The following is a 19,808-nucleotide window of genomic DNA, read 5'->3' on the forward strand; positions in this document are numbered from 1 at the left end:
GATCACGCCGTACTGTCTGGGGATGGAGGTCGACCCCCCACCGTTCGCAGGTCAGCCCCGGCCTCCGGCCGTGCCGGGTCCGCCGCCGTCGGGCCCCGGCCCGTGGCCCGTGGTGGCGGCGGTGCTGGTCGGCTGCTGGGCTGTCGCGGTCACCGTCTCCGGCGAGCTCGCCGGCTGGCTGACCGACCAGATCATGCTGATCAGCGGGCTGGACCGGGCGGTCCGGATCTGGCCGGTGGTGGCCGGCGTCACCGTCCTGCTGGCCGGCGTGCCGGCGCTGCTGCTCACGCTGCTGCCCCGGTCCGGGACGGTCCGGGCCACCGGCCGGGCCTGGCTCGCCGGGCTGCTGGCCGTCGGCGCGCTCACCCTGCTGCGCGCCCTGCCGCCGGTGCACCACGAGGCGTACCTCGCCGCGCTGGCCGTGGCGGCCGGCCTGCTCGCCGCCGTGCTCGGCCGGCTCGCCCGGGGCCGCGCCCAGGCGTCCCCGGGTGCCGGAACCGGCCGGCCGGCCGGCGACGCGGAATCCGCCGGGACAGTCCCGGGTGCCGGGACGGTCGGGGGACCGGGCACGTCCGGACGGCTTGCCCCGGTGCCGCCGGCCGCCGGCGGGAACGGGACGCTGACGCTGCTGGCGGTGGCCGCCGGGGTGGCGACCGTGCTGCCCTGGGCCTGGCTCGGGGCGCTCGGGGGGCTGCTGGAGACCGTCCTCGCGGCGGTCGCCGCCGCGGCGGTCGGCGTCCTCGCCGGGGCGCTGCTCGACGCCCGGTTCTGGGCGCACTTCGCGGTCGGCCGTCCGCCCCGGCCGGCCCGGCTGGTGCTGGTCGGTGGCCTGGTCGCCGGGGTGACGCTGCTGCTCGTCGCCGCCGGGTCCGGGCAGTCCGGGGCGCAACTGCCCGCCCTGCTGACCCTGCCACCGCTGGGCTTCGTGCTGGCTGCCCTCCAGGCCCCCGCCGCCCGTGCGGGCGGGTCCGCCGGGCCCGGCCCGACGCGCTGGCTCGTCGGGCTCGGCGTTCTCGGGCCGCTGGCCTTCGTCGACCCGGAGGAGAACACCCTCGTCCTGGCGGCCACTCGCGACGTGCCGTTCTGGGTGGCGGCCACCGCCGCCGCCGGGCTCGCGGTGGCCGCGGTGCTGTCCGTCGCGTACGGCGTGCTGCTGGCCCGTCCGCGCGGTCGGACGCCCAGCCGGCCGGTGGCGGCGGCGACCGCCGTGGTCCTGCTCGCCGGGGCGGCGGCGGTGTACCTCGGGCCCGGCCGCCCCGGCCTGCACGGCGAGCGGCTGCTGGTGGTGCTGCGCGAGCAGGCCGACCTGAGCGGGATCCCGGCCGGCGCACCGGGCCGGGGAGGCCGGGACGCCCGGGCCGGGGAGGTCTACCGGCGGCTCGTCGCCACGGCCGAGCGCACCCAGCCCGACCTGCGCCGCGACCTGGCCCGGCTGCGGCTCGACCCGACGCCGTACTACCTGGTCAACGCGATCGAGGTGGACGGCGGTCCGGCCGTGCGGGCCTGGCTGTCCGGCCGGCCGGAGGTGGCCCGGGTGCTGGTCAGCCAGCGGCTGCGCCCGCTGCCGGCCGCCGCGCCGACCAGCCGGGGCGACGCGCCCGCGCCGGCCGGGCCGGCCTGGAACGTGTCCCTGATCGGCGCGGACCGGGTCTGGGCCGGGCTGGGGGTGACCGGCGCCGGCGTGGTGGTGGGCAGCTCCGACTCCGGGGTGGACGGCCGGCACCCGGCGCTGGCCGCCGGCTTCCGGGGCGGCGACGACTCCTGGTACGACCCGTGGGACCACACGACGGCGCCGACCGACCAGGGCGGGCACGGCACGCACACGGCGGGCAGCGCGGTGGGGCGCGGTGGCATCGGGGTGGCCCCGGGTGCCAGCTGGGTCGGCTGCGTGAACCTGGACCGCAACCTCGGCAGCCCGGCCCGCTACCTCGACTGCCTCCAGTTCATGCTGGCCCCGTTCCCGACCGGCGGCGACCCGTTCACCGACGGGCGGCCCGAGCGGGCCCCACAGGTGCTGACGAACTCGTGGGGCTGCCCGCCGATCGAGGGCTGCGACCCGGCGGCGCTGCGGCCGGCGACGGCGGCACTGGACGCGGCCGGCATCTTCGTCGTCGCGGCGGCCGGCAACACCGGGCCGCGCTGCGGGTCGATCGAGGACCCCCCGGCGCCGTACCCGGACGTGCTCACGGTCGGGGCGGTGGACCGGGACCGGAAGGTCGCCTCCTTCTCCAGCCGGGGGCCGGTGCCCGGCGGGAGCAAGCCGGACCTGGTCGCCCCGGGCGTCGGGGTGCTCTCCGCGATGCCGGGTGGCACGTACGCCACGCTGGACGGCACCTCGATGGCGGCCCCGCAGGTGGCCGGGGTGGTGGCGCTGATGTGGTCGGCGAACCCGGCGCTGGTGGGCGACCTGGACCGGACCCGGCGGATCCTGCGGGACACCGCCACCCCGGCCGACGCGACGTACCGTTCCCGCAACCCGGCGGACGCCTGCGGCGGCGACGCGAACATCACCGGCGCCGGCCTCGTCGACGCGTACGCGGCCGTCCGCGCCGCCCGCGCCGGATGACCCGCGGGGGCCTCGTCGACGCCCACGGCGCGGGAGGTGCGGCTGGGCGCCGGCAGGTGCGGCGGGGCGGTCGGTGATCTAGGGTCGGCGACCATGGACGTGCAGATCACCCTGGCCGAGCTGACCCCCGGCGCGCTGCCCGCCGTGGTGGACCTGTGCCGGCACGCGCTGGACCTGCCGGAGGACGCGGCCGAGGCGGCGGCCGTGGTGGACACCCTGCACACCCGCGCCGGGGCGGACCGGACGGTGCTGGGGCTGGGCGCGTACCACGGGACGGAACTGGTCGGCGCGCTGATCGCCTCGCTCTCCGACGGGGAGCCCCCGGTCGGGCACGTCGACCTGGTGGCGGTGGCCCCCGAGCGACGGCGTCGGGGCGTGGGGCGGGCCCTGCTGGACCGGGCCGAGCGCGATCTCGCCGGGCGGGGCGCGACCGAGGTGCTGCTGGCCGGCAACCCGCCGTACTACGCCTGGCCGGGGATCGACGTGCGGTACACCCCGGCGGTCTGCGCCGCGCTGGCGCTGGGCTACGCCCAGGACCGCACGGCGTGGAACATGACGGCCGACCTGTCGTACGACGAATCGCCCGCGCTGCGGACGACGGAGCCGGCGGAGCGGCGGCTGGCCGAGCGGGGCGTCACGGTGCGGCGCGCGGAGCCGGCGGACCTGCCGGCGCTGGCCGCGTTCGCCCGGTCCACCTTCGGCGGCGCGTGGGACAGCGAGCTGGCCGGTTCGCTGGGACGCCCCGGCGCCGGGGCACACCTGGCGGAACGGGCCGGCACGGTTCTCGGCTTCGCCGCCTGGGGCTCGTCCCGGCCGAGCTGGTTCGGCCCCATGGGCACCGATCCGGAGGCGGAGGGCACGGGGATCGGCGGGGTGCTGCTGCGCCGGTGCCTGCGCGACCAGCGGGCCGAGGGGGTGGAATCCGCCCAGATCGGCTGGGTGGGCCCGGTGTCCTTCTACTCGGGCAGCGCGGGGGCCCGGATCGAGCGCGTCTTCTTCCTGTACCGCAAGGCGCTGCCGGCCGCCGGATGAGCGGGGAAGCCCGGGCCGCCGCCCGGGCCGCCGAGTGCTGCGTGGCAGGCCGTTCCATCGAGTACTGCGTGGCAGGCCGGGCGGCCGGGTGCGTGGCAGGCCGGGCGGCGAAACGGGCAAGGGCCTGTATAGCGCCGTTCGGCCGCGTCGGCCATCGACGGCCCCTACCGTCTGGGTAGAGGAGGCGGTCATGGCCACGGACGACGAACAGACCGACGACGCGCAGCGGGCCACCTGGGTGCCGGTCGAGGAGATCCCGGGCCAGTTGCCGTTCGACCGGCTGGACTACGGCGACGCCGAGCAGCTCGCGGAGATGACGGAGGACGACGCGCTCCCGGCCGAGGAGCCGGTGGTCCTGGTGGACGAGCCGATCCGCATCCACCCGCCGTACGACCGGACCCGGAAGCGACGCAACCAGCGACCCCTACCGACGTGACCGGCGGGCCGGCAGACGACGGAAGGGGCGGGCCGTGTCAGCGGCCCGCCCCTTCGGCGTTCGGTGGAGCTGGACTCAGAAGTCCATGTCCCCGCCACCCGGGCCAGCCGGGGCAGCCGAGGCCTTCTCCGGCTTGTCCGCGACGACGGCCTCGGTGGTGAGGAAGAGCGCCGCGATGGAGGCGGCGTTCTGCAGCGCCGACCGGGTGACCTTGGCCGGGTCGATGATGCCCGCGGCCAGCAGGTCCACGTACTCGCCGCTGGCGGCGTTGAGGCCGTGGCCCGGGTCGAGGTTGCGGACGCGCTCGACGACCACGCCACCCTCAAGGCCGGCGTTGACGGCGATCTGCCGCAACGGGGCGTCCAGCGCGATCTTGACGATCTGCGCGCCGGTCGCCTCGTCGCCGGTCAGGTCCAGCTTCTCGAAGGCGGTCTTGCCGGCCTGCACCAGCGCGACGCCACCACCCGGGACGATGCCCTCCTCGACGGCCGCCTTCGCGTTGCGAACGGCGTCCTCGATGCGGTGCTTGCGCTCCTTGAGCTCGACCTCGGTGGCCGCGCCGACCTTGATCACCGCAACACCGCCGGCCAGCTTGGCCAGGCGCTCCTGCAGCTTCTCGCGGTCGTAGTCGGAGTCGCTCTTGTCGATCTCGGCCCGGATCTGGTTGACCCGACCCTGGATCTGCTCGGCGTCGCCGGCACCGTCGACGATGGTGGTCTCGTCCTTGGTCACCACGACCTTGCGGGCGCGGCCCAGCATGTCGAGGCCGACGGCGTCCAGCTTGAGACCGACCTCCTCGCTGATGACCTGGCCACCGGTGAGGATGGCGATGTCAGCCAGCATGGCCTTGCGGCGGTCACCGAAGCCCGGCGCCTTGACGGCGACCGACTTGAAGGTGCCACGGACCTTGTTGACCACGAGGGTGGCCAGGGCCTCGCCCTCGATGTCCTCGGCGATGATCAGCAGCGACTTGCCCGACTGCATGACCTTCTCCAGGATCGGGAGCAGGTCCTTCACCGAGGCGATCTTGCTGTTGACGATGAGGAGGTACGGGTCGTCGAAGACGGCCTCCATACGCTCCGGGTCGGTCATGAAGTACGCGGAGATGTAGCCCTTGTCGAAGCGCATGCCCTCGGTGAGCTCAAGCTCCAGGCCGAAGGTGTTGCTCTCCTCGACGGTGATGACACCTTCCTTGCCAACCTTGTCCATCGCCTCGGCGATGATCTCGCCGACGGTGCTGTCACCGGCGGAGATGGAGGCGGTGGAGGCGATCTGCTCCTTGGTCTCGACGTCCTTGGCGAGCTTGGACAGCTCCTCCGAGACGCTGGCCACGGCGGCCTCGATGCCCCGCTTCAGGGCCATCGGGTTGGCGCCGGCGGCCACGTTGCGCAGGCCCTCACGGACCAGGGCCTGGGCCAGGACGGTCGCCGTCGTCGTGCCGTCACCGGCAACGTCGTCGGTCTTCTTCGCGACCTCCTTGACCAGCTCAGCGCCGATCTTCTCGTAGGGGTCCTCGAGCTCGATCTCCTTGGCGATGCTCACACCATCGTTGGTGATGGTGGGGGCACCCCACTTCTTCTCGAGCACCACGTTGCGGCCCTTGGGGCCGAGGGTCACCTTCACGGCGTCGGCGAGCTGGTTCATGCCCCGCTCGAGGCCACGGCGAGCCTCTTCGTCAAACGCGATCATCTTGGCCATACGGCGTTGTCCTCCTGGACACTCACGGGCCACCCGAGTGTGTGTCCCGGATGGGCCGCCTGGTGTACGCACCTTGGGACGTCGCCACCTGGCGACGACGACGTCTCCTCGGCCGGGCCGGATAGCCCGCGACGACCGGCCTTGCGCCACCCGGCGGTTGCCCGCCGGGAGCCCGTGGCCCCACCGTCCCGACCATTGGCACTCACGGTATGCGAGTGCCAATGACTTGTTTAGCACTCTGCCTTGCCGAGTGCAAGCACGATGCCGGGTCCCGACCCGGTTCGCGAGCCCTGACCAGCGCTGTCCGGCCGCCGACTCGGCCAAGTTCACCCACTTGCCGACGGCGGTCACCGGACCACCGCACGCCGGGCACCCTTGCCCGGGTACTGACGACCGGGACGGTCAGGTGAGCCGAGACGGTCAGGTGAGCCGGGACATCCGGGACCGCGTACGTGGAGTCTCCCGGCCCCGCTGCGTCAGCCGGCGGGCCGGCCAGGGGCCCGGCCTGCGGGCGGGCGAATTGGCGGACCCGGGTCGGCGGGGCGGGGCAGAATCGGCGACGCGGGACTGGCGCGGGCAGGATCGGTGGTGCCGCACTCGAAGGGCGAGACCGGGCCGAACCGGCTCCACGCGCCCCCGTCACGGACAGGCAGAAGCTCGAGGCAGCCGTCGGGCTGCGGGCCCGGCATGGGACGCCGGGCGGCATGGGACGCCGGGCGGCATGAGGCACCGGCGGCGGGGCCGCAGGCGGCCGGGACCCGAGGTACAGGCGTGCCGCCAGCAGCAACGTGGGCGTCGCCAGGGCTCGACTGGGCTTCCGGCCGGGGTGGGGGCACCCAGCGGCGCGGCGCAGCACGCCGGCGCACCGAAGAGTCAGCCCCGCGTCGAGACCCGGCCCCGCGTCGCCGTCCCGCCCCTGGGGCCACCGCATCCGGCTAAACGCACCCGGCCACGGCATCCGGCTGACCCATCCGGCGGGGTGCCCGTCGTCGCGGTCGCGGGCGGGTCGGCCCGGGCCCGCCAGCCGCGGGCCCCGGACCTGGTCGGGGGTCAGGCGACGACGCGGACCCGCTCGGCCTGTGGCCCCTTCTGCCCCTGGGCGATCTCGAACTCCACCCGCTGTCCGTCGTCCAGCGCCTTGTAGCCGTCCATCTCGATCGCGGAGAAGTGGACGAAGACGTCCTGCCCCCCGTCGACGGCGATGAAGCCGTAGCCCTTTTCGGAGTTGAACCACTTCACGGTGCCCTGTGCCACGGTGCACTTCCTCACGTCGCGCGGCCTGCCGAACCGGCGGGACGCCGGCGCGAACCGGCGGCCCCGGACCACCGGCTCCGGGGTCGGACGACGACCCCGAATTCAGTGACCAAAATCGCACGGTACACGAGCCGTCACGCAGGCGCACGACCGCAAATCAGGCTATACCGGACCGACCTCGACCCGGAGACGCATAGGCGGGCGTCACTGCGGTAAGCATGCGGGATGACAGCAGGTCCCCGCCCGTCGGCCGCCGGGCGTCCCGCGCCGGACAGGAGGGTCGCCCCGGCCACGCGGGCGGCCGTCGTCCACCGGGTGACCCCGTGGGACGCGGCCCGGATGCGCGCGCTGCGGCTGGAGATGCTCGCCGACGCCCCGCTGGCCTTCCTGGAGACCCTGGCGGACGCCGCCGCCCGCCCGCACGCCGACTACGCGGCCCGGATCGCCTCGGTCGCCGTCGGCCGGCACACCGCGCAGTTCGTCGCCGACCCGGGCACCGACCGCCCCGGCGGCCCCGCCGGCCGGCTCCTGGGGCACGCCGGCGGCACCGTCGCCCCGGACGAGCCGGGCCTGACCATCGTGTACGCCGTCTACGTCACCCCGCAGCGGCGGGGCACCGGCCTGCTCGCGGAGCTGATCGACGCGGTGGCCGGCTGGTCCCGCGAGTGCGGCCGGCCGGAGCTGATGCTGGAGGTGGTGGTCGGCAACGACCGCGCCTACCGGGCGTATCAGAGGCTGGGCTTCGTCGACACGGGCGTCCGGGTCCCCCACCCGGTGATTCCGGCCCTGCGCGAGCTCCAGATGCGCCGCCCCGCCTGAGCGCCCCGGCGCTTGAGTTTGGCGTGCCCAGGGGCCCGCCCGACGCCCGCGCGCCGAGAGGGCCCCTGGGCGCCTCGTCAGGCGGGGCGGCGGCTCTGCACGACGCGGAACCGGTTCGCCACGTACGCGCCGTCGGTCAGGGCCGCGTTGGCGGCCGGGTTGGCGCCGCTGCCGTGGAAGTCGGAGAACGCCGCCGACTGGTTCACGAACACGCCCCCGGTCAGGTTGCACGACAGGTGCACCCCGGTGTCGACCGCAGCCGCCTCGGCGGCGTCCAGCACCGCCTCGTCGGTGGAGTAGACGGCCGCGGTCAGCGCACCCTTCTCCCCCACCGTGGAGCGCAGGATCTCCAGGCCGTGCGCGGTGGAGTCGGTCGCGATGACGAACGAGATCGGCCCGAACCACTCCCGCGAGTACGTCCCGGTGTCGCCGGCCGCCAGCTTCACGATCGTCGGGGTGCGGACCACCGCGCCGGGGAATGACGGGTGCTCGACGGCCCGCGACTCCAGCACGGCCTCGCCGACCTTGGTGACCTCGTCGAGGCGCTCCAGCACCCCGTCGTTGACGATCGCCCCGGTCAGCTCGACGCCCCGGGCCGGGTCGGCGGTGATCTTGCCGACTGCCGCAGCGATCCCGGCGGCCACCTCGTCGAAGCTCCTGTGCCCCTGGTCGGTGGCGATGCCACCCGACGGGATCAGGATGTTCTGCGAGGTGGTGCACATCTGGCCGCTGTAGAGGGTCAGCGTGAAGCCCAGGTTGCGGCACATCCCGGCGAAGTCGTCGGTGGAGTCGATCACCACCGTGTTCAGGCCGGCCTTCTCGGTGTAGACCGCCGCCTGCCGGGCGTTGGCCTCCAGCCAGTCGCCGTACTCGGTGGAGCCGGTGAAGTCGACGATCTTCACGGCCGGGTGCAGGGCGAGCGTCGAGGCGAGCTTCTCGCCGGGGGCCTCGGGGGCGAGCAGCACCAGGTTCGGGTCGAAGCCGGCCTCGGCGAGCACCTCCCGGGCGTAGCGCACGGTGATGGCCAACGGCAGCACCGCGCGCGGGTGCGGCTTGACCACCACCGGGTTGCCGGTGACCAGCGAGGCGAACAGCCCCGGGTACGAGTTCCAGGTCGGGAAGGTGTTGCAGCCGATGACCAGGGCCACCCCGCGCGGCACCACGTGGAACGTCTTGGTCATCCGCAGCGGGTCGCCCTTGCCTGCGGGCTTCTCCCAGCCGGCCGTCCCCGGGAGCCGCGTCATCTCCGCGTACGCGTAGGCGATCGCCTCCAGCGCCCGGTCCAGCGCGTGCGTCCCGCCGGCCTGGAAGGCCATCACGAACGCCTGTCCGCTGGTGAACTGCACCGCGTTGGCCAGCTCGAAGACGTGCTTGTGCAACCGGTCGAGGATCTCCAGGCAGACCCCCGCCCGGGCCTGCGGGCCGGCGTCGCGCCAGGCCGGCAGCGCGGCGGAGGCGGCGGCGACCAGTTCGTCGGCGCCGGCGTGCGGGTAACGGACGTTCAGCTCCAGCCCGAACGGGCTCGCCTCGGTGGCCACCCGGTCGCCGACGCCCGGCTGGTCGAGCGGGAAGTCGCCGTTCAGGTACGCCTCGAAGGCTGCCTTGCCGTCGGCGGCGGCGGTCTCGCCGTACACCCGGGGGCTGGGTGATTCCGGGTAGGCGGACCAGTACCCACGCTCCGCGATCGCGGTCAGCGCACGGTTGAGGGTGTCGGCGTGCCTGTCGTGCAGGGGATGCGGGGTCTCCGTCATGCCCGCCATCATGCCCCAGCGGCGAACCGGACAGTAGGGGCCGGCGACCGCCGCCGGCGTGCCGGGACGCCGACCGGGCCGGCGCGGCGCTGAACAGCCGGGCGGTCGCACGGTGGCCCGGTCAGATGGTGAGCTGCCAGTCGGTCCAGGCGTCGACGGGACGGAAGCCGAGCCGCTCGTTGATGGCGATCATGTGCCCGTTGGCTGCCGCGTTGAACGTGTCCACGAAGCGCAGCTCCGGCTCGTGGGCCAGGCCGTACCGCAGGTTCTCCACCTTCGTCAGCAGCCCGAGCCGGTGCCCCCGGTGCGCCGGGTCGACGATGGTGATCTGCTGGAACGCGTGCCACGACGCGCTGGGGCCGACGTCGAGCAGCGTCCAGGCGACCAGCCGGCCGGACGCCACGTGCACCGCCCCGTGGTGGTAGCGGCGGCGGCCCCGGGCGTCGAGCGCCCGCTCGGTGCCACGTATCCGCTCGACGTCGACCCGCTCCGGCTCCCACTCCAGGTCCCCCAGCGGGGCGTCGGTCATCAGCCGGCCGTCGAGGTGGGCCACGTCGGCGACGTACTCCTCGGGGGCGGCCCCTTGCCAGCGGACGGTGCGGTAGCCGGCGGCGCGGGGCCGCGCGTCGGCGAGCAGGGCGTCGAGCACGGCCTGGTCGAGCCGGGCCGCGTCGAGCCGGCGGCGGACCTCGGCGAGCACCGGTCGCCCGCCCACCACGGCGGCGAACGCTCCGCCGGCCCCGGCACGTTCCGGCCCGTCGGGCAGGGCCGCGACGGCCATCCCGACCACCCGTTTGCGCCCCCGCTCGCGCAGCACCCGCAGGCCGTGCTCGTGCAGCGCCCGGCCGACCCCGTGCCGGCGGTGCGACGGGTCCACGAACAGGTCCACGTTGGCGTTGTCGGTGTTGTCGAGCTGCGGCAGGTCCAGGGCGAGGTAGCCGGCCGGCACGCCGTCGCGGCGGGCGAGCGCCCAGACCGGCGCCCCGCCCGGCATCGGGTGGCGGAGCCCGGCCTCCAACCGCCGCCGGCACAGCGGCGGGAAGTCGGGGACGTCCGCCGCGTCGGCCGCCGCCCTGATCCGGTACGCCGCGTCGACCGCACTCTGGTCGGCCGGGTCGATCGGCGTGATCGTGATGCCCATGGGCTGAGGGTGACCCGGGAAAGACGATCGGGCCAGCGAATTAATCGCTGGCCCGATCGGACGTGGTCGGGAGGGACGATCGCACAACGCCTTCGGCGTTGGGTCGCAAGAACTAAAAAGTCTTCGGCGAAACGCCCTCCCGCACCGAGCATCCTGCGCCGTCCGGTTCCTGCCGTCAAGTCCTCGGCGGCGGGTTTCTCTCACCCAGGGCTAAAAGTCGGTTACTCGGGGGATCCGCCCCATCCTCCGTCCGGGCGATCCACCCGTCCACCGGACGGTCGGGTCCGGGGCGGCGGGCAAGGGCCGGGGGAGTGCGGCATGCGGCGCGCTTCCGGGCCGGGAAGGGGGAAGGGCCGCAGGCCGCACCAGGGTCGATCCGAAACAGGTCAGCCGAGCAGGCCGGCGTCCCGGGCGGCGCGCAGCGAGGGCCTGATCCGGTGGGTCGGGCCGACCTGGCCGGCGACGGCGTCGATGGTCTTCAGCCCCTCGCCGGTGTTGAACACCACAGTCTCCGCCGTCGGGTCCAGCCGGCCGGACTCGACCAGCTTGCGCAGCACGGCGACGGTCACCCCGCCGGCCGTCTCGGCGAACACCCCGGTCGTCCGGGCCAGCAGCCGGATGCCGTCGCGGATCTCGTCGTCGTCGGCGTACTCCATCCAGCCGTCGGTGCGCCGGACCGCCTCCAGGGCGTACAGGCCGGCGGCGGGATCGCCGATGTTGAGCGACTTGGCGATGCCGGTCGGCCGGACCGGGGTGATGATGTCGGTGTCGGCGTGCAGGGCGGCGGCGATCGGGTTGCAGCCGGCGGACTGGGCGCCGAAGACCTTCCAGCCGCCGGCCGGGGCCTCGACGAGGCCGATCTCGACCAGCTCGCTGAACGCCTTGTCGATCTTGGTTAGCAGCTCACCGCTGGCCATCGGGATGACCACCTGGGCCGGGATGCGCCAGCCGAGCTGCTCGGCCACCTCGTACCCGAGGGTCTTGGATCCCTCGGCGTAGTACGGGCGGACGTTGACGTTGACGAACGCCGTGTCCTCGAACTCGTCGGTCTCCACCAGCTCACCGCAGAGCCGGTTCACGTCGTCGTACGAGCCGTCGATGGCGACCAGCTCGCCCCCGTAGACGGCGGTGGTGACCACCTTGCCCGCCTCCAGGTCGCTCGGGATGAACACGACCGAGGGGACCCCGGCGCGGGCCGCGTGGGCGGCGACCGAGTTGGCCAGGTTGCCGGTCGAGGCGCAGGCGAACCGGGTGAATCCGAGCGCCCGGGCGGCGGTGAGAGCCACCGAGACCACCCGGTCCTTGAACGAGTGGGTGGGGTTCGCGCTGTCGTCCTTGACCCAGAGCGGGGCGGTGATGCCCAGCTCGGCGGCGAGGTTGGGCGCGGCGACCAGCGGGGTCAGCCCCGGGTCGACGGTCACCCGGGTGGCGGGGTCCTGGCCGGCCGGGAGGAGGGCGGCGTACCGCCAGATGTTCTGCGGTCCGGCCTCGATCTGCTCGCGGGTCACCCGGGCCAGGGCGGCGGCGTCGTAGTCGACCTCAAGGGGGCCGAAGCACTCGTAACAGGCGTGCTGCGCGGCGAGCGGATAACGCGCGGTGCAGGCCCGGCAGACCAGGGCGCGGGCGGGGCTGGCGGTGGTGTCGATGCCGGACGCGGCGAGGGTCGACGTCATGTCGAGGAGGTCCTCTCATCTTTCCCCGCATCGCACCCTGCGGCGGGGACGGAATTGGCACCTGTCCGCACCGCTCGTCATCGAGCGCGCGGGTGGTTGCCGGGGCTTCGTCGGGCCGTATCCCTCTGCCCCTCTGGATGAGGTATTCAGTTGTGCGCCCGAGTCTACGGCGGATCGCCGGCTCCGCCACCCGAGGTTCCAGCGTTGGGCCACTCCAAGGGCATTGAATTAATCACACCGTCACCGTGGGAGTCGACGCCACCACCACCCGCAACGTTGGACTTGATCAATTCCAAGGGGGGCCTGCATGGGGTCTGGCCTGGGGTTTCTACGCTCACCGCGTGACGTACCCCCCGACGCCCGGCATGCCCGGGCCACCCCCGAAGTCCCGCGGGCTCAGCCGGACGACCCGCACCGTGATCATCGTGGTCGCCGTGGTGGCACTGCTCTGCTGCGCCGGAGCGGTCGGCGGCGGCTTCTGGCTGTTCCGCACCGTGCAGGGCACCATCACCCCGGCCCGGGACGCCGCGACCGCGTACCTGGACGACACGAAGGCGGGCAACTACCCGGCCGCGTACGCCCGGCTCTGCGAGCGACTGCGCAGCCGGCAGACCGAGGCGCAGTTCACCCGGGCCCGGCAGGCCGAGCCACCCCTGGACGAGTACCGCGTCACCGACACCCAGGTGCACACCAGCAACGGCGACACCAGCGCCGAGGTGACCGTCAGGATCGCTGACCGGAACAGGGTCATCAGCCTGGTCAAGGAGGGTGACCAGTGGCGGGTGTGCGGGGGCTGATCGGGTGACCCCGGCCGGCCGGGCCTCCGCGCCGACGGGGCCCGGCCGGGGCCACGATCATCCGGGTGGCGTGGGGCCGCTACGGTGCGGGAAGCCCACCCCCCGAGAGAGGAACTGGCCGATGCGCCGGACCCTGCCCAGCCTCGCGATCCTCGCCCTGGCCTGCCTGTTGACCGCGAGTTGCGACCCTGGGGGGTCGACCTCCTCGGCGGGTACGACCACCGCTCCCGCCGCCGCCGATCCGGCCACCCCGGCGGAGGACGGCCCGGAGCCGGCCCCGGCGACGACGGGCCCCGCCGCCCCGCCGGAGCCGACCGTCGCCGGCACCACCGCCGCGCCGCCGAAGCCCGCGCCGAAGAAGGTGCCCGCTCTGACCTGCAAGCAGCTCGCCGGCGCCCACGTCGGCAGCACCAAGGTCCCCTACCAGGGGTACGCCGACTACCTCCCACTGGCCGAGGGCGTCTGGTCCGGCGAGGACGGCGACACGGTCACCCTGCAGAAGCCCTGCGGGATCGGTGACCTCGACGGCGACGGCGCGGCGGACGCGGTCGGCGCGGTCGCCCTCAAGAGCGGGGGCAGCGGCACCTTCTACACCCTCGTGGTGTGGCGCAACGCCGACGGTGAGCCGGTCTACCGCAGCCTGGCCGAGTTGGACGACCGGACCCCGGTCGTCTCGATCACCGTGTCGGGCGGCCGGGCGAAGGTTGTCTGGCTGACCCGCTCCGCCGAGCGCAGCATGGCGGAGCTGGACATCCGGCGCACCTCGTACTACCAGCTCTCCGGCAGCACGTTCACCGAGGTCAGTCACACCGACGCGCCGTACAAGCCGTAGCGGCGGGGGTACGACTCAAGCCGGCACGGACCGCTTGCCCGGCACCGGGGCCGCGGCGGCGGGCTCCCGACGGCGGCGGAGCAGGCTGTCCAACGCCCAGGTGCCGGGGCCGAGCACCGCGACGAGCGCGAACGACCAGCAGAACAGCGCCGCCAGCTCGCCGCCGTTGCGCAGCGGGAACAGCCCGTCGGGCTGGTGCACCACGAAGTAGGCGTACGCCATCGAGCCCGAGGCGACCAGCGCGGCGGGCCGGGTGAACAGCCCGGCCAGCACCAGCACGCCGCAGGCTGTCTGGATCAGCGCCGCCCACCAGCCCGGCCACTCGCCGAACGGGACGGCCTGGCCGGTGCCCCGGGCACCGCCGAGCACGCCGAACAGCGACGACAGCCCGTGGCACAGGAAGAGCAGGCCGACCACCATGCGGAACAGGGACAGGACGAGTCCGCCGAGTCGGTCGAACTTCATGCGACACCTCCAATGACGCTGATCGATGCACCAAGCATGCGGGGAAGGGTGGGGGGTGTCCACGAAATCCCTCCCTGTAGGAACGCTTTCACAGCGTCGACACGTCGGCCGCTCCGGCGCCGGCCGGGGGCGCGGCGATCGAAATAAGGGGATGCACGGATTCCTACCGGGCGTCAGGATCCGGTCATGACCACGTTGCTCACCGGCCAGGACGACCCCGAGTTGGAACGTCGCCTCTCAGACGAACTGGACGCCATCAACCGATCCTCCATCGCCTCGGACGACGAGACGCCGTTGTCCATCCGGGCCACCGACGACGCCGGCACCCTCCTCGGCGGGATCACCGGGTGGACCTGGGGCGGCTGCGGCGGCATCGCCTCCCTGTGGGTGGAGCCGGACCAGCGAGGCCGTGGCCTGGGTCGTCGCCTGTTGGCCGCCGCCGAGGACGAGATCCTGCGGCGCGGCTGCGACCGGGTTGTCGTGGCGACCATGTCCTTCCACGCGCCCGGCTTCTATCACCGTCACGGCTATCAGGAGGTCGGGCGCACGCCAGAGATGCCGGACGGCACCGCGAAGCACCACTTCCACAAGCGACTGGTCACGGTGCACCCCGCAGTTCACGCAGGCGCTTCACCTGTTACCGGGTGAAGCGGCAACCGAGAGGGGCTCGTGAGCTGTCAGCACAGAACCCGGACCGGGTCACACCTTGAGGACGTCCACGTCATACAGCGCGATCGACGCGTCGCAAGTGACCAACGTCAAGCCCTCGGTGACCGCTTGCGCCACCAGCATCCGATCGAAGGGATCACGGTGATCGAACGGAAGGCGGCCGGCGGCGATCGTCTGGGCGTGGGTCACCGGTAGCTCGCTTGCTGGAGGGCGCGGCCCGAACCCCGGAGCTGGGAGATCTTGGAAGCAAACGGCCCTTCCAGGGGCCGGAATTTTCCAAGATCTACCCGATCTCCCGGCGATCGGCCGGTACGTCACGCGCGGTCGTGCCGGTCGACCCCGCTCGCCCCGGCGCCACAGATCGGCCGGACTGCCCGGCCCGCGACACCGATCTCCCGCGCGGCACCCGCTCGCACCGGAAGGGCGAGCCAGCCGTGCTCCACCCAGCCATCCGACGCCTGCTACCGCAGCACGTCCGCGCCGCCACCTTCGGCAGTCGTCGGTGGCGCGGCCCCGACCCCGACCAGGTGTACGCCTAGCTCGACCGGATCGCCGACGAGTTGGAGCGGCTCACCCGGGGGGCGATCACCGCCAGGACCGAGACCGAGCGAATCCGGCAGGCGTTGTGGCAGCGGCACGCCGCCTGCCTGCGCACCCCGAAGAGTACGAACGGGCGGTGGCCGCGATGAGCGATCCGCACTGGGCCATCCACCTGCCGACCACGCTGACCCGGGTCGACGACGCCGCCGCCCTGGCCATGGCGCTGCGCCGCTCCCTCGGGCCACGTGCTCGCCATCGACTTCGGCGAGACGGCCCTGTCCGAGGAGGACCGGCAGTCCGCGCGTACCCGGGTCTGGTGCGACGCCCGCCTCGACGGCCCCGACCGCTGCCCACGCCCGGCGGTCAGCTCGTGATGTCCTTGCGGGTGAAGCGCCAGAAGGCCAGCGACCAGAACAGGGTGGCGTAGGCGATCGCCGAGATGCAGCCGCGCACCACGTCGTCGGTCTGCACCGGTGTCGACAGCAGCCCCAGCCAGGCGTTGGCGTAGTGGGTGGGCAGGAACGCCCGGATCCCGCCGAGCGCGGTGATCTGGTCCAGGATGCTGGACAGGATCCACAGCAGCACCGCGCCGCCGACCGCGCCGAGCGCCGCGTCCGTGACGACCGAGAGCAGGAACGCCAGCCCGGCCACCGCCAGCAGCACGACCGCCAGGTAGCCGAGCACGGCCAGCAGCCGCAGCAACCCCTCCCCCGGCTCCAACTGGGCCGCCACCTGGCTGCTCAGCGGCTCCCAGCCGTACCGGAGGGTGCCGGCGAGCAGGGCGGTGCCGGCGAGCAGCAGCAGGGCCAGCCCCGAGTACGCGAGCGCGACCACCAGCTTCACCGCGAGCAGCCGGGCGCGGGGCACCGGGACGGCCAGCAGGTAGCGCAGGCTGCCCCAGCTCGCCTCGCTGGCCACCGTGTCGCCGCAGAACAGCGCCACCACCACGACCAGCAGGAACGATGCCGAGACCAGCAGCGCGAAGAGGGTGAAGTTCAGCCCGCCCGAGGTGGCCAGGTCAGACAGGCTGGCGAACTCGCCCCCGCCGTTGCGGTCGTCCTCGCCGGAGTCGAACTGGAACGCGATCAGGATGATCAACGGCAGCAGCACCATGAACCCGAGCGCGAGCTGGGTACGCCGCCGGGACGCCTGCCGGCGGAACTCCGCCGCGAACGGCAGGGTGGCCGAGGGGCGGTAGCCCGCCGCCGCGCCCACCGTGGAGGACGACTGCGCCATCACCGGTCCCCGCTTCCCCGAGAGTTCTCGCCCACCAGGGCGAGAAACGCGTCCTCCAGGCGGCGGCGCGGCACCACCCGGTCCACCCCGATCCCGGCCCGGACCAGCTCGGCCACCACCTCGCTGCGCGCGGTGCCGTTGGTGTCCACCACCAGGTTCCCGTCGGAGTCCGGCAGCACCGTGACCCCGTCGAGCCGGCCCAGCACCTCGCGCGCGGCGGCCGGGTCGGTGACGTCGAGCAGCACGCTCGGCGACTCGCCGACGATGTCCTCGACCGGGCCGGACGCCACGATCCGCCCCTTGTTGACCACCACGGCGTGGGTGCAGGTCTGCTCCACCTCGGCGAGCAGGTGGCTGGAGACCAGCACGGCCCGCCCGTCGGTGGCGTAGCGCTGGAGCACCCGGCGCATCTCGGCGATCTGCGGCGGGTCCAGGCCGTCCGTCGGCTCGTCGAGCACCAGCAGCTCGGGCAGGCCGAGCATGGCCTGGGCGATGGCCAGCCGCTGCCGCATGCCGTGGCTGTACTTGCGGGTCCTGCGGTGCACCGAGTCGCCGAGCCCGGCGATCTCCAGCGCCTCGTCGAAGTGCGCGTCCGCCCACGGCCGGCCGGTGGCCCGCCAGTACGCCTTGAGGTTGTCCAGGCCGGACAGGTGCGGCAGGAAGCCGGGGCCCTCGACCAGCGACCCGATCCGGGACAGCACCGGCGAGCCGGGCACCAACCGGCGGCCGAAGACGTAGATCTCCCCGGCGGTCGGCTGGGTCAGCCCCATCAGCACCCGCAGCGTGGTGGTCTTGCCCGCGCCGTTGGGCCCGAGCAGGCCGACGACCTGGCCGGGGTGCACCTCGAAGTCGACGTTCGACACGGCGACGAAGCCGTCGGCGTACTCCTTGCGGAGCTGCCGGACGGCCAGCGGGACGCCCGCGTACTCGGGGTGGACCGAGCTGTCCTGGCGGCGGTGCCGGCGGCGGGCCAGCAGGACGACCGCGACGAGCCCGACGGCGATCGCGGCCAGCAGCCCGGCGAGCACCCAGCGCCAGACGACGGCCGTGGTGGGGATCGGCTCACCGGCCACGGTGGGCAGCACGACCGGGCCGTCGCCGGCCGCCACGGTGTAGACGGTCGGCTCGACCGGCGTGGTGTACGCCTGGTCGGTGGTGGCCACCGTGATCCGCAGCCGGTGCCCGGCCTCGATCCGGCGGACGATCGCCGGCAGCGTCACGGTGACCGGCGTCGCGGCACCGACCTCCGTCGGCAGCCCGGTGAGCCGGACCGGGGCGACCAGCCCGTTCGGCAGGGTCGCCGCGCCGGTCGGGTCGACGTCGTAGAGCTTGACGAACAGCACCGCCTCGCCGGTGGGCGACGCCGCCCGGATCGAGACCGTCGGCGCGCCGGCCACGTCCACCGCCTCGGCCAGCGGCTCCGACTCGAACCGGGCGTGCTGGCCGGGGACGTCGCCGGCCACCCCGTCCAGCAGCGAGCCGAGCGCGCCGGCGAACGGCACCGACGAGATGGCCGCCGGGTTGCCGTTCGGCGGGTTCGCGACGGGCTGGGCCGGGCCGGTCACCGCGACCTCGCGGCGTCCGTCGCCGGCCAGGCCGGGGTAGTCGGCGGTGCGGAAGCCGGTGGCGACCAGGCCGCGGTCGAGGGCGTCGAAGCCGGCGATCCGGGAGTACGTGAAGTCGTCGCCCGGGGCCGACCCCTCGCCCTTGACGTAGTGGTCGAGCCACTGGACGGTCAGGTACTTCACCCGGTCGGAGTCGTTGCGCGGCCCCGCGCCGCCGTCGTGGCCGCCGGTGTACCAGGCGACCCGGACCGGGGTGCCGTTCGCCGCGATGCCGCGCGCGTTGGCGTCCGCCTCGGCGATCGGGAAGAGGCTGTCCGCCTCCCCCTGCACCAGCAGGGTCGGTGCCTTGATCTTGTCCAGCACCGGGGCCGGGCTGGACCGGCGCAGCAGCTCCACGTCGGCCTGTTCGGCCCGCCCGGTGGTGGCGATCCGCAGGTACGCGGCGCAGACGTCGGCGGCGAACCGGCCGCAGGCCGGGTCCGCCGCGCCCGCCGGGGTGCGCCCGGAGCCGGTGCCCGGCCCCGAGCCCGGTGCCGGGCTGGGCGGCCCGGCCGAGGCGGGGGCACCCTCCGGCTCGGCGGCCGAGGTGCCGGAGAGCCCTGCGGGGCCGGAGCCGGCGTTGCCACCGCCGCCGAAGAAGATCCCGGCCCAGCCCTTCTTGAACACGCCGGAGGTGGCGTCCTTGCCGGTGCTCTCCGGCAGGAACGCGCGGGACAGGTCGTTCCAGGTGATCATGGGGACGATCGCGTCGACCCGCTGGTCCTGGGCGGCCAGCAGCAGGGCCAGGCCGCCGCCGTACGAGCCGCCCACCACGCCGACCCGGGGGTCGCCGGGGGCGTCGGTGCGCACCTCCGGCCGGGCGGCCAGCCAGTCCAGCAGGCGCTCGCCGTCCCGCACCTCGTGGTCGGGGCTGTCCAGGTGGATCTGGCCGCCGCTGCGACCGAAGCCCCGGGCGGTCCAGGCGAGCACGGCGTACCCCTGGGCGGCCAGGTCCTCGGCGTCGGCCCGGACCGACTCCTTGGTGCCGCCGAAGCCGTGCGCGAGCAGCACCGCGGGCACCTTGCGGCCGGCCGACGCGTCGTCCGGCAGGTAGAACGTGGTGTCCAGGTCCACCGGCTCGCCGCCTGTCGGCCCGGACCGGACGGTGACCAGCGCGGACTCGGTGCGGAAGCCGGCCTCGTCGGACCGGGTCGCCCATACCGCGACGGCGGCCACCAGCACAGCCGCCACCGACCCGGCGACGATCCGGCGGCGGCGGGTGCCCAGGGCCCGTCGGACCGGCGCGACCGGCAACGGCGATCTCATGGGGCACAACGGTACGGGGCAATTCCTGA

Annotated in this window: 15 protein-coding genes, 2 pseudogenes and 1 riboswitch; of the genes and pseudogenes, 8 read left to right on the plus strand and 9 right to left on the minus strand. The window is 74.1% G+C overall.

What is annotated here, in order from left to right; all coding sequences use genetic code 11:
• The first annotated feature begins 22 nt into the window (after window positions 1-22).
• From ACQPZO_RS28280 to ACQPZO_RS28290, 3 genes are all read left to right on the plus strand, one after another.
• Window positions 23-2,566, plus strand: a complete 2,544-nt coding sequence (locus ACQPZO_RS28280) for a S8 family serine peptidase (protein WP_433344942.1) — start codon at window positions 23-25, stop codon at window positions 2,564-2,566.
• Between the two features lie 93 nt (window positions 2,567-2,659).
• The gene (locus ACQPZO_RS28285; protein WP_433344943.1) at window positions 2,660-3,598 is read left to right on the plus strand and encodes a GNAT family N-acetyltransferase; all 939 of its coding nucleotides are present in this window, start codon (window positions 2,660-2,662) and stop codon (window positions 3,596-3,598) included.
• 190 nt (window positions 3,599-3,788) lie between these two features.
• Window positions 3,789-4,034 (plus strand): hypothetical protein, encoded by a 246-nt coding sequence (locus ACQPZO_RS28290; RefSeq protein ID WP_433344944.1) that lies wholly within the window; start codon window positions 3,789-3,791, stop codon window positions 4,032-4,034.
• A gap of 75 nt (window positions 4,035-4,109) precedes the next feature.
• On the opposite strand, the gene groL is transcribed toward ACQPZO_RS28290, so the two are convergent.
• Complete coding sequence (gene groL, locus ACQPZO_RS28295) at window positions 4,110-5,732, minus strand: chaperonin GroEL (protein WP_387014555.1); 1,623 nt, start codon at window positions 5,730-5,732, stop codon at window positions 4,110-4,112.
• A 1,050-nt stretch (window positions 5,733-6,782) separates the two neighbouring features.
• Complete coding sequence (locus ACQPZO_RS28300) at window positions 6,783-6,986, minus strand: cold-shock protein (RefSeq protein ID WP_088998148.1); 204 nt, start codon at window positions 6,984-6,986, stop codon at window positions 6,783-6,785.
• 225 nt (window positions 6,987-7,211) lie between these two features.
• On the opposite strand from ACQPZO_RS28300, the gene ACQPZO_RS28305 reads away from it, so the two are divergent.
• Window positions 7,212-7,805: a GNAT family N-acetyltransferase gene (locus ACQPZO_RS28305; RefSeq protein WP_433344945.1), complete on the plus strand. Its 594-nt coding sequence runs from the start codon at window positions 7,212-7,214 to the stop codon at window positions 7,803-7,805.
• A 77-nt stretch (window positions 7,806-7,882) separates the two neighbouring features.
• Here the strand turns inward: ACQPZO_RS28305 and paaN are convergent, their stop codons facing one another.
• The 3 genes from paaN to thrC form a co-directional block, all read right to left on the minus strand.
• Complete coding sequence (gene paaN, locus ACQPZO_RS28310; protein ID WP_433344947.1) at window positions 7,883-9,556, minus strand: phenylacetic acid degradation protein PaaN; 1,674 nt, start codon at window positions 9,554-9,556, stop codon at window positions 7,883-7,885.
• A 121-nt stretch (window positions 9,557-9,677) separates the two neighbouring features.
• Window positions 9,678-10,697, minus strand: a complete 1,020-nt coding sequence (locus ACQPZO_RS28315) for an N-acetyltransferase family protein (protein WP_433344949.1) — start codon at window positions 10,695-10,697, stop codon at window positions 9,678-9,680.
• 386 nt (window positions 10,698-11,083) lie between these two features.
• Window positions 11,084-12,370: a threonine synthase gene (gene thrC, locus ACQPZO_RS28320; RefSeq protein WP_433344950.1), complete on the minus strand. Its 1,287-nt coding sequence runs from the start codon at window positions 12,368-12,370 to the stop codon at window positions 11,084-11,086.
• A gap of 12 nt (window positions 12,371-12,382) precedes the next feature.
• Window positions 12,383-12,514, minus strand: a riboswitch (SAM riboswitch).
• A 197-nt stretch (window positions 12,515-12,711) separates the two neighbouring features.
• Between thrC and ACQPZO_RS28325 the strand changes: the two genes are divergently transcribed.
• Window positions 12,712-13,167 (plus strand): Rv0361 family membrane protein, encoded by a 456-nt coding sequence (locus ACQPZO_RS28325; protein ID WP_433344951.1) that lies wholly within the window; start codon window positions 12,712-12,714, stop codon window positions 13,165-13,167.
• A 121-nt stretch (window positions 13,168-13,288) separates the two neighbouring features.
• The gene (locus ACQPZO_RS28330) at window positions 13,289-13,999 is read left to right on the plus strand and encodes a hypothetical protein (protein ID WP_433344952.1); all 711 of its coding nucleotides are present in this window, start codon (window positions 13,289-13,291) and stop codon (window positions 13,997-13,999) included.
• Window positions 14,000-14,014: 15 nt separating this feature from the next.
• On the opposite strand, the gene ACQPZO_RS28335 is transcribed toward ACQPZO_RS28330, so the two are convergent.
• Window positions 14,015-14,464: a DoxX family protein gene (locus ACQPZO_RS28335; protein ID WP_433344953.1), complete on the minus strand. Its 450-nt coding sequence runs from the start codon at window positions 14,462-14,464 to the stop codon at window positions 14,015-14,017.
• Between the two features lie 186 nt (window positions 14,465-14,650).
• Between ACQPZO_RS28335 and ACQPZO_RS28340 the strand changes: the two genes are divergently transcribed.
• The gene (locus ACQPZO_RS28340) at window positions 14,651-15,112 is read left to right on the plus strand and encodes a GNAT family N-acetyltransferase (protein WP_433344955.1); all 462 of its coding nucleotides are present in this window, start codon (window positions 14,651-14,653) and stop codon (window positions 15,110-15,112) included.
• 51 nt (window positions 15,113-15,163) lie between these two features.
• Here ACQPZO_RS28340 and ACQPZO_RS28345 read toward each other — a convergent pair.
• Window positions 15,164-15,331 (minus strand): annotated as a pseudogene (locus ACQPZO_RS28345) (type II toxin-antitoxin system VapC family toxin); the annotation flags it as partial.
• Between the two features lie 487 nt (window positions 15,332-15,818).
• Between ACQPZO_RS28345 and ACQPZO_RS28350 the strand changes: the two are divergent.
• Window positions 15,819-16,047, plus strand: a pseudogene (locus ACQPZO_RS28350) (hypothetical protein).
• Here ACQPZO_RS28350 and ACQPZO_RS28355 read toward each other — a convergent pair.
• Complete coding sequence (locus ACQPZO_RS28355; protein ID WP_350881588.1) at window positions 16,037-16,909, minus strand: ABC transporter permease; 873 nt, start codon at window positions 16,907-16,909, stop codon at window positions 16,037-16,039. The pseudogene ACQPZO_RS28350 and the gene ACQPZO_RS28355 sit on opposite strands and share 11 nt — an antisense overlap.
• On the minus strand, window positions 16,909-19,779 hold the full coding sequence (locus ACQPZO_RS28360; RefSeq protein WP_433344956.1) for an alpha/beta fold hydrolase: 2,871 nt from the start codon (window positions 19,777-19,779) through the stop codon (window positions 16,909-16,911). The genes ACQPZO_RS28355 and ACQPZO_RS28360 overlap by 1 nt, the downstream gene beginning before the upstream one ends.
• Window positions 19,780-19,808: the final 29 nt, after the last annotated feature.

Source organism: Micromonospora sp. CA-111912 (assembly GCF_050948415.1).
Taxonomy (GTDB): Bacteria; Actinomycetota; Actinomycetes; order Mycobacteriales; family Micromonosporaceae; genus Micromonospora.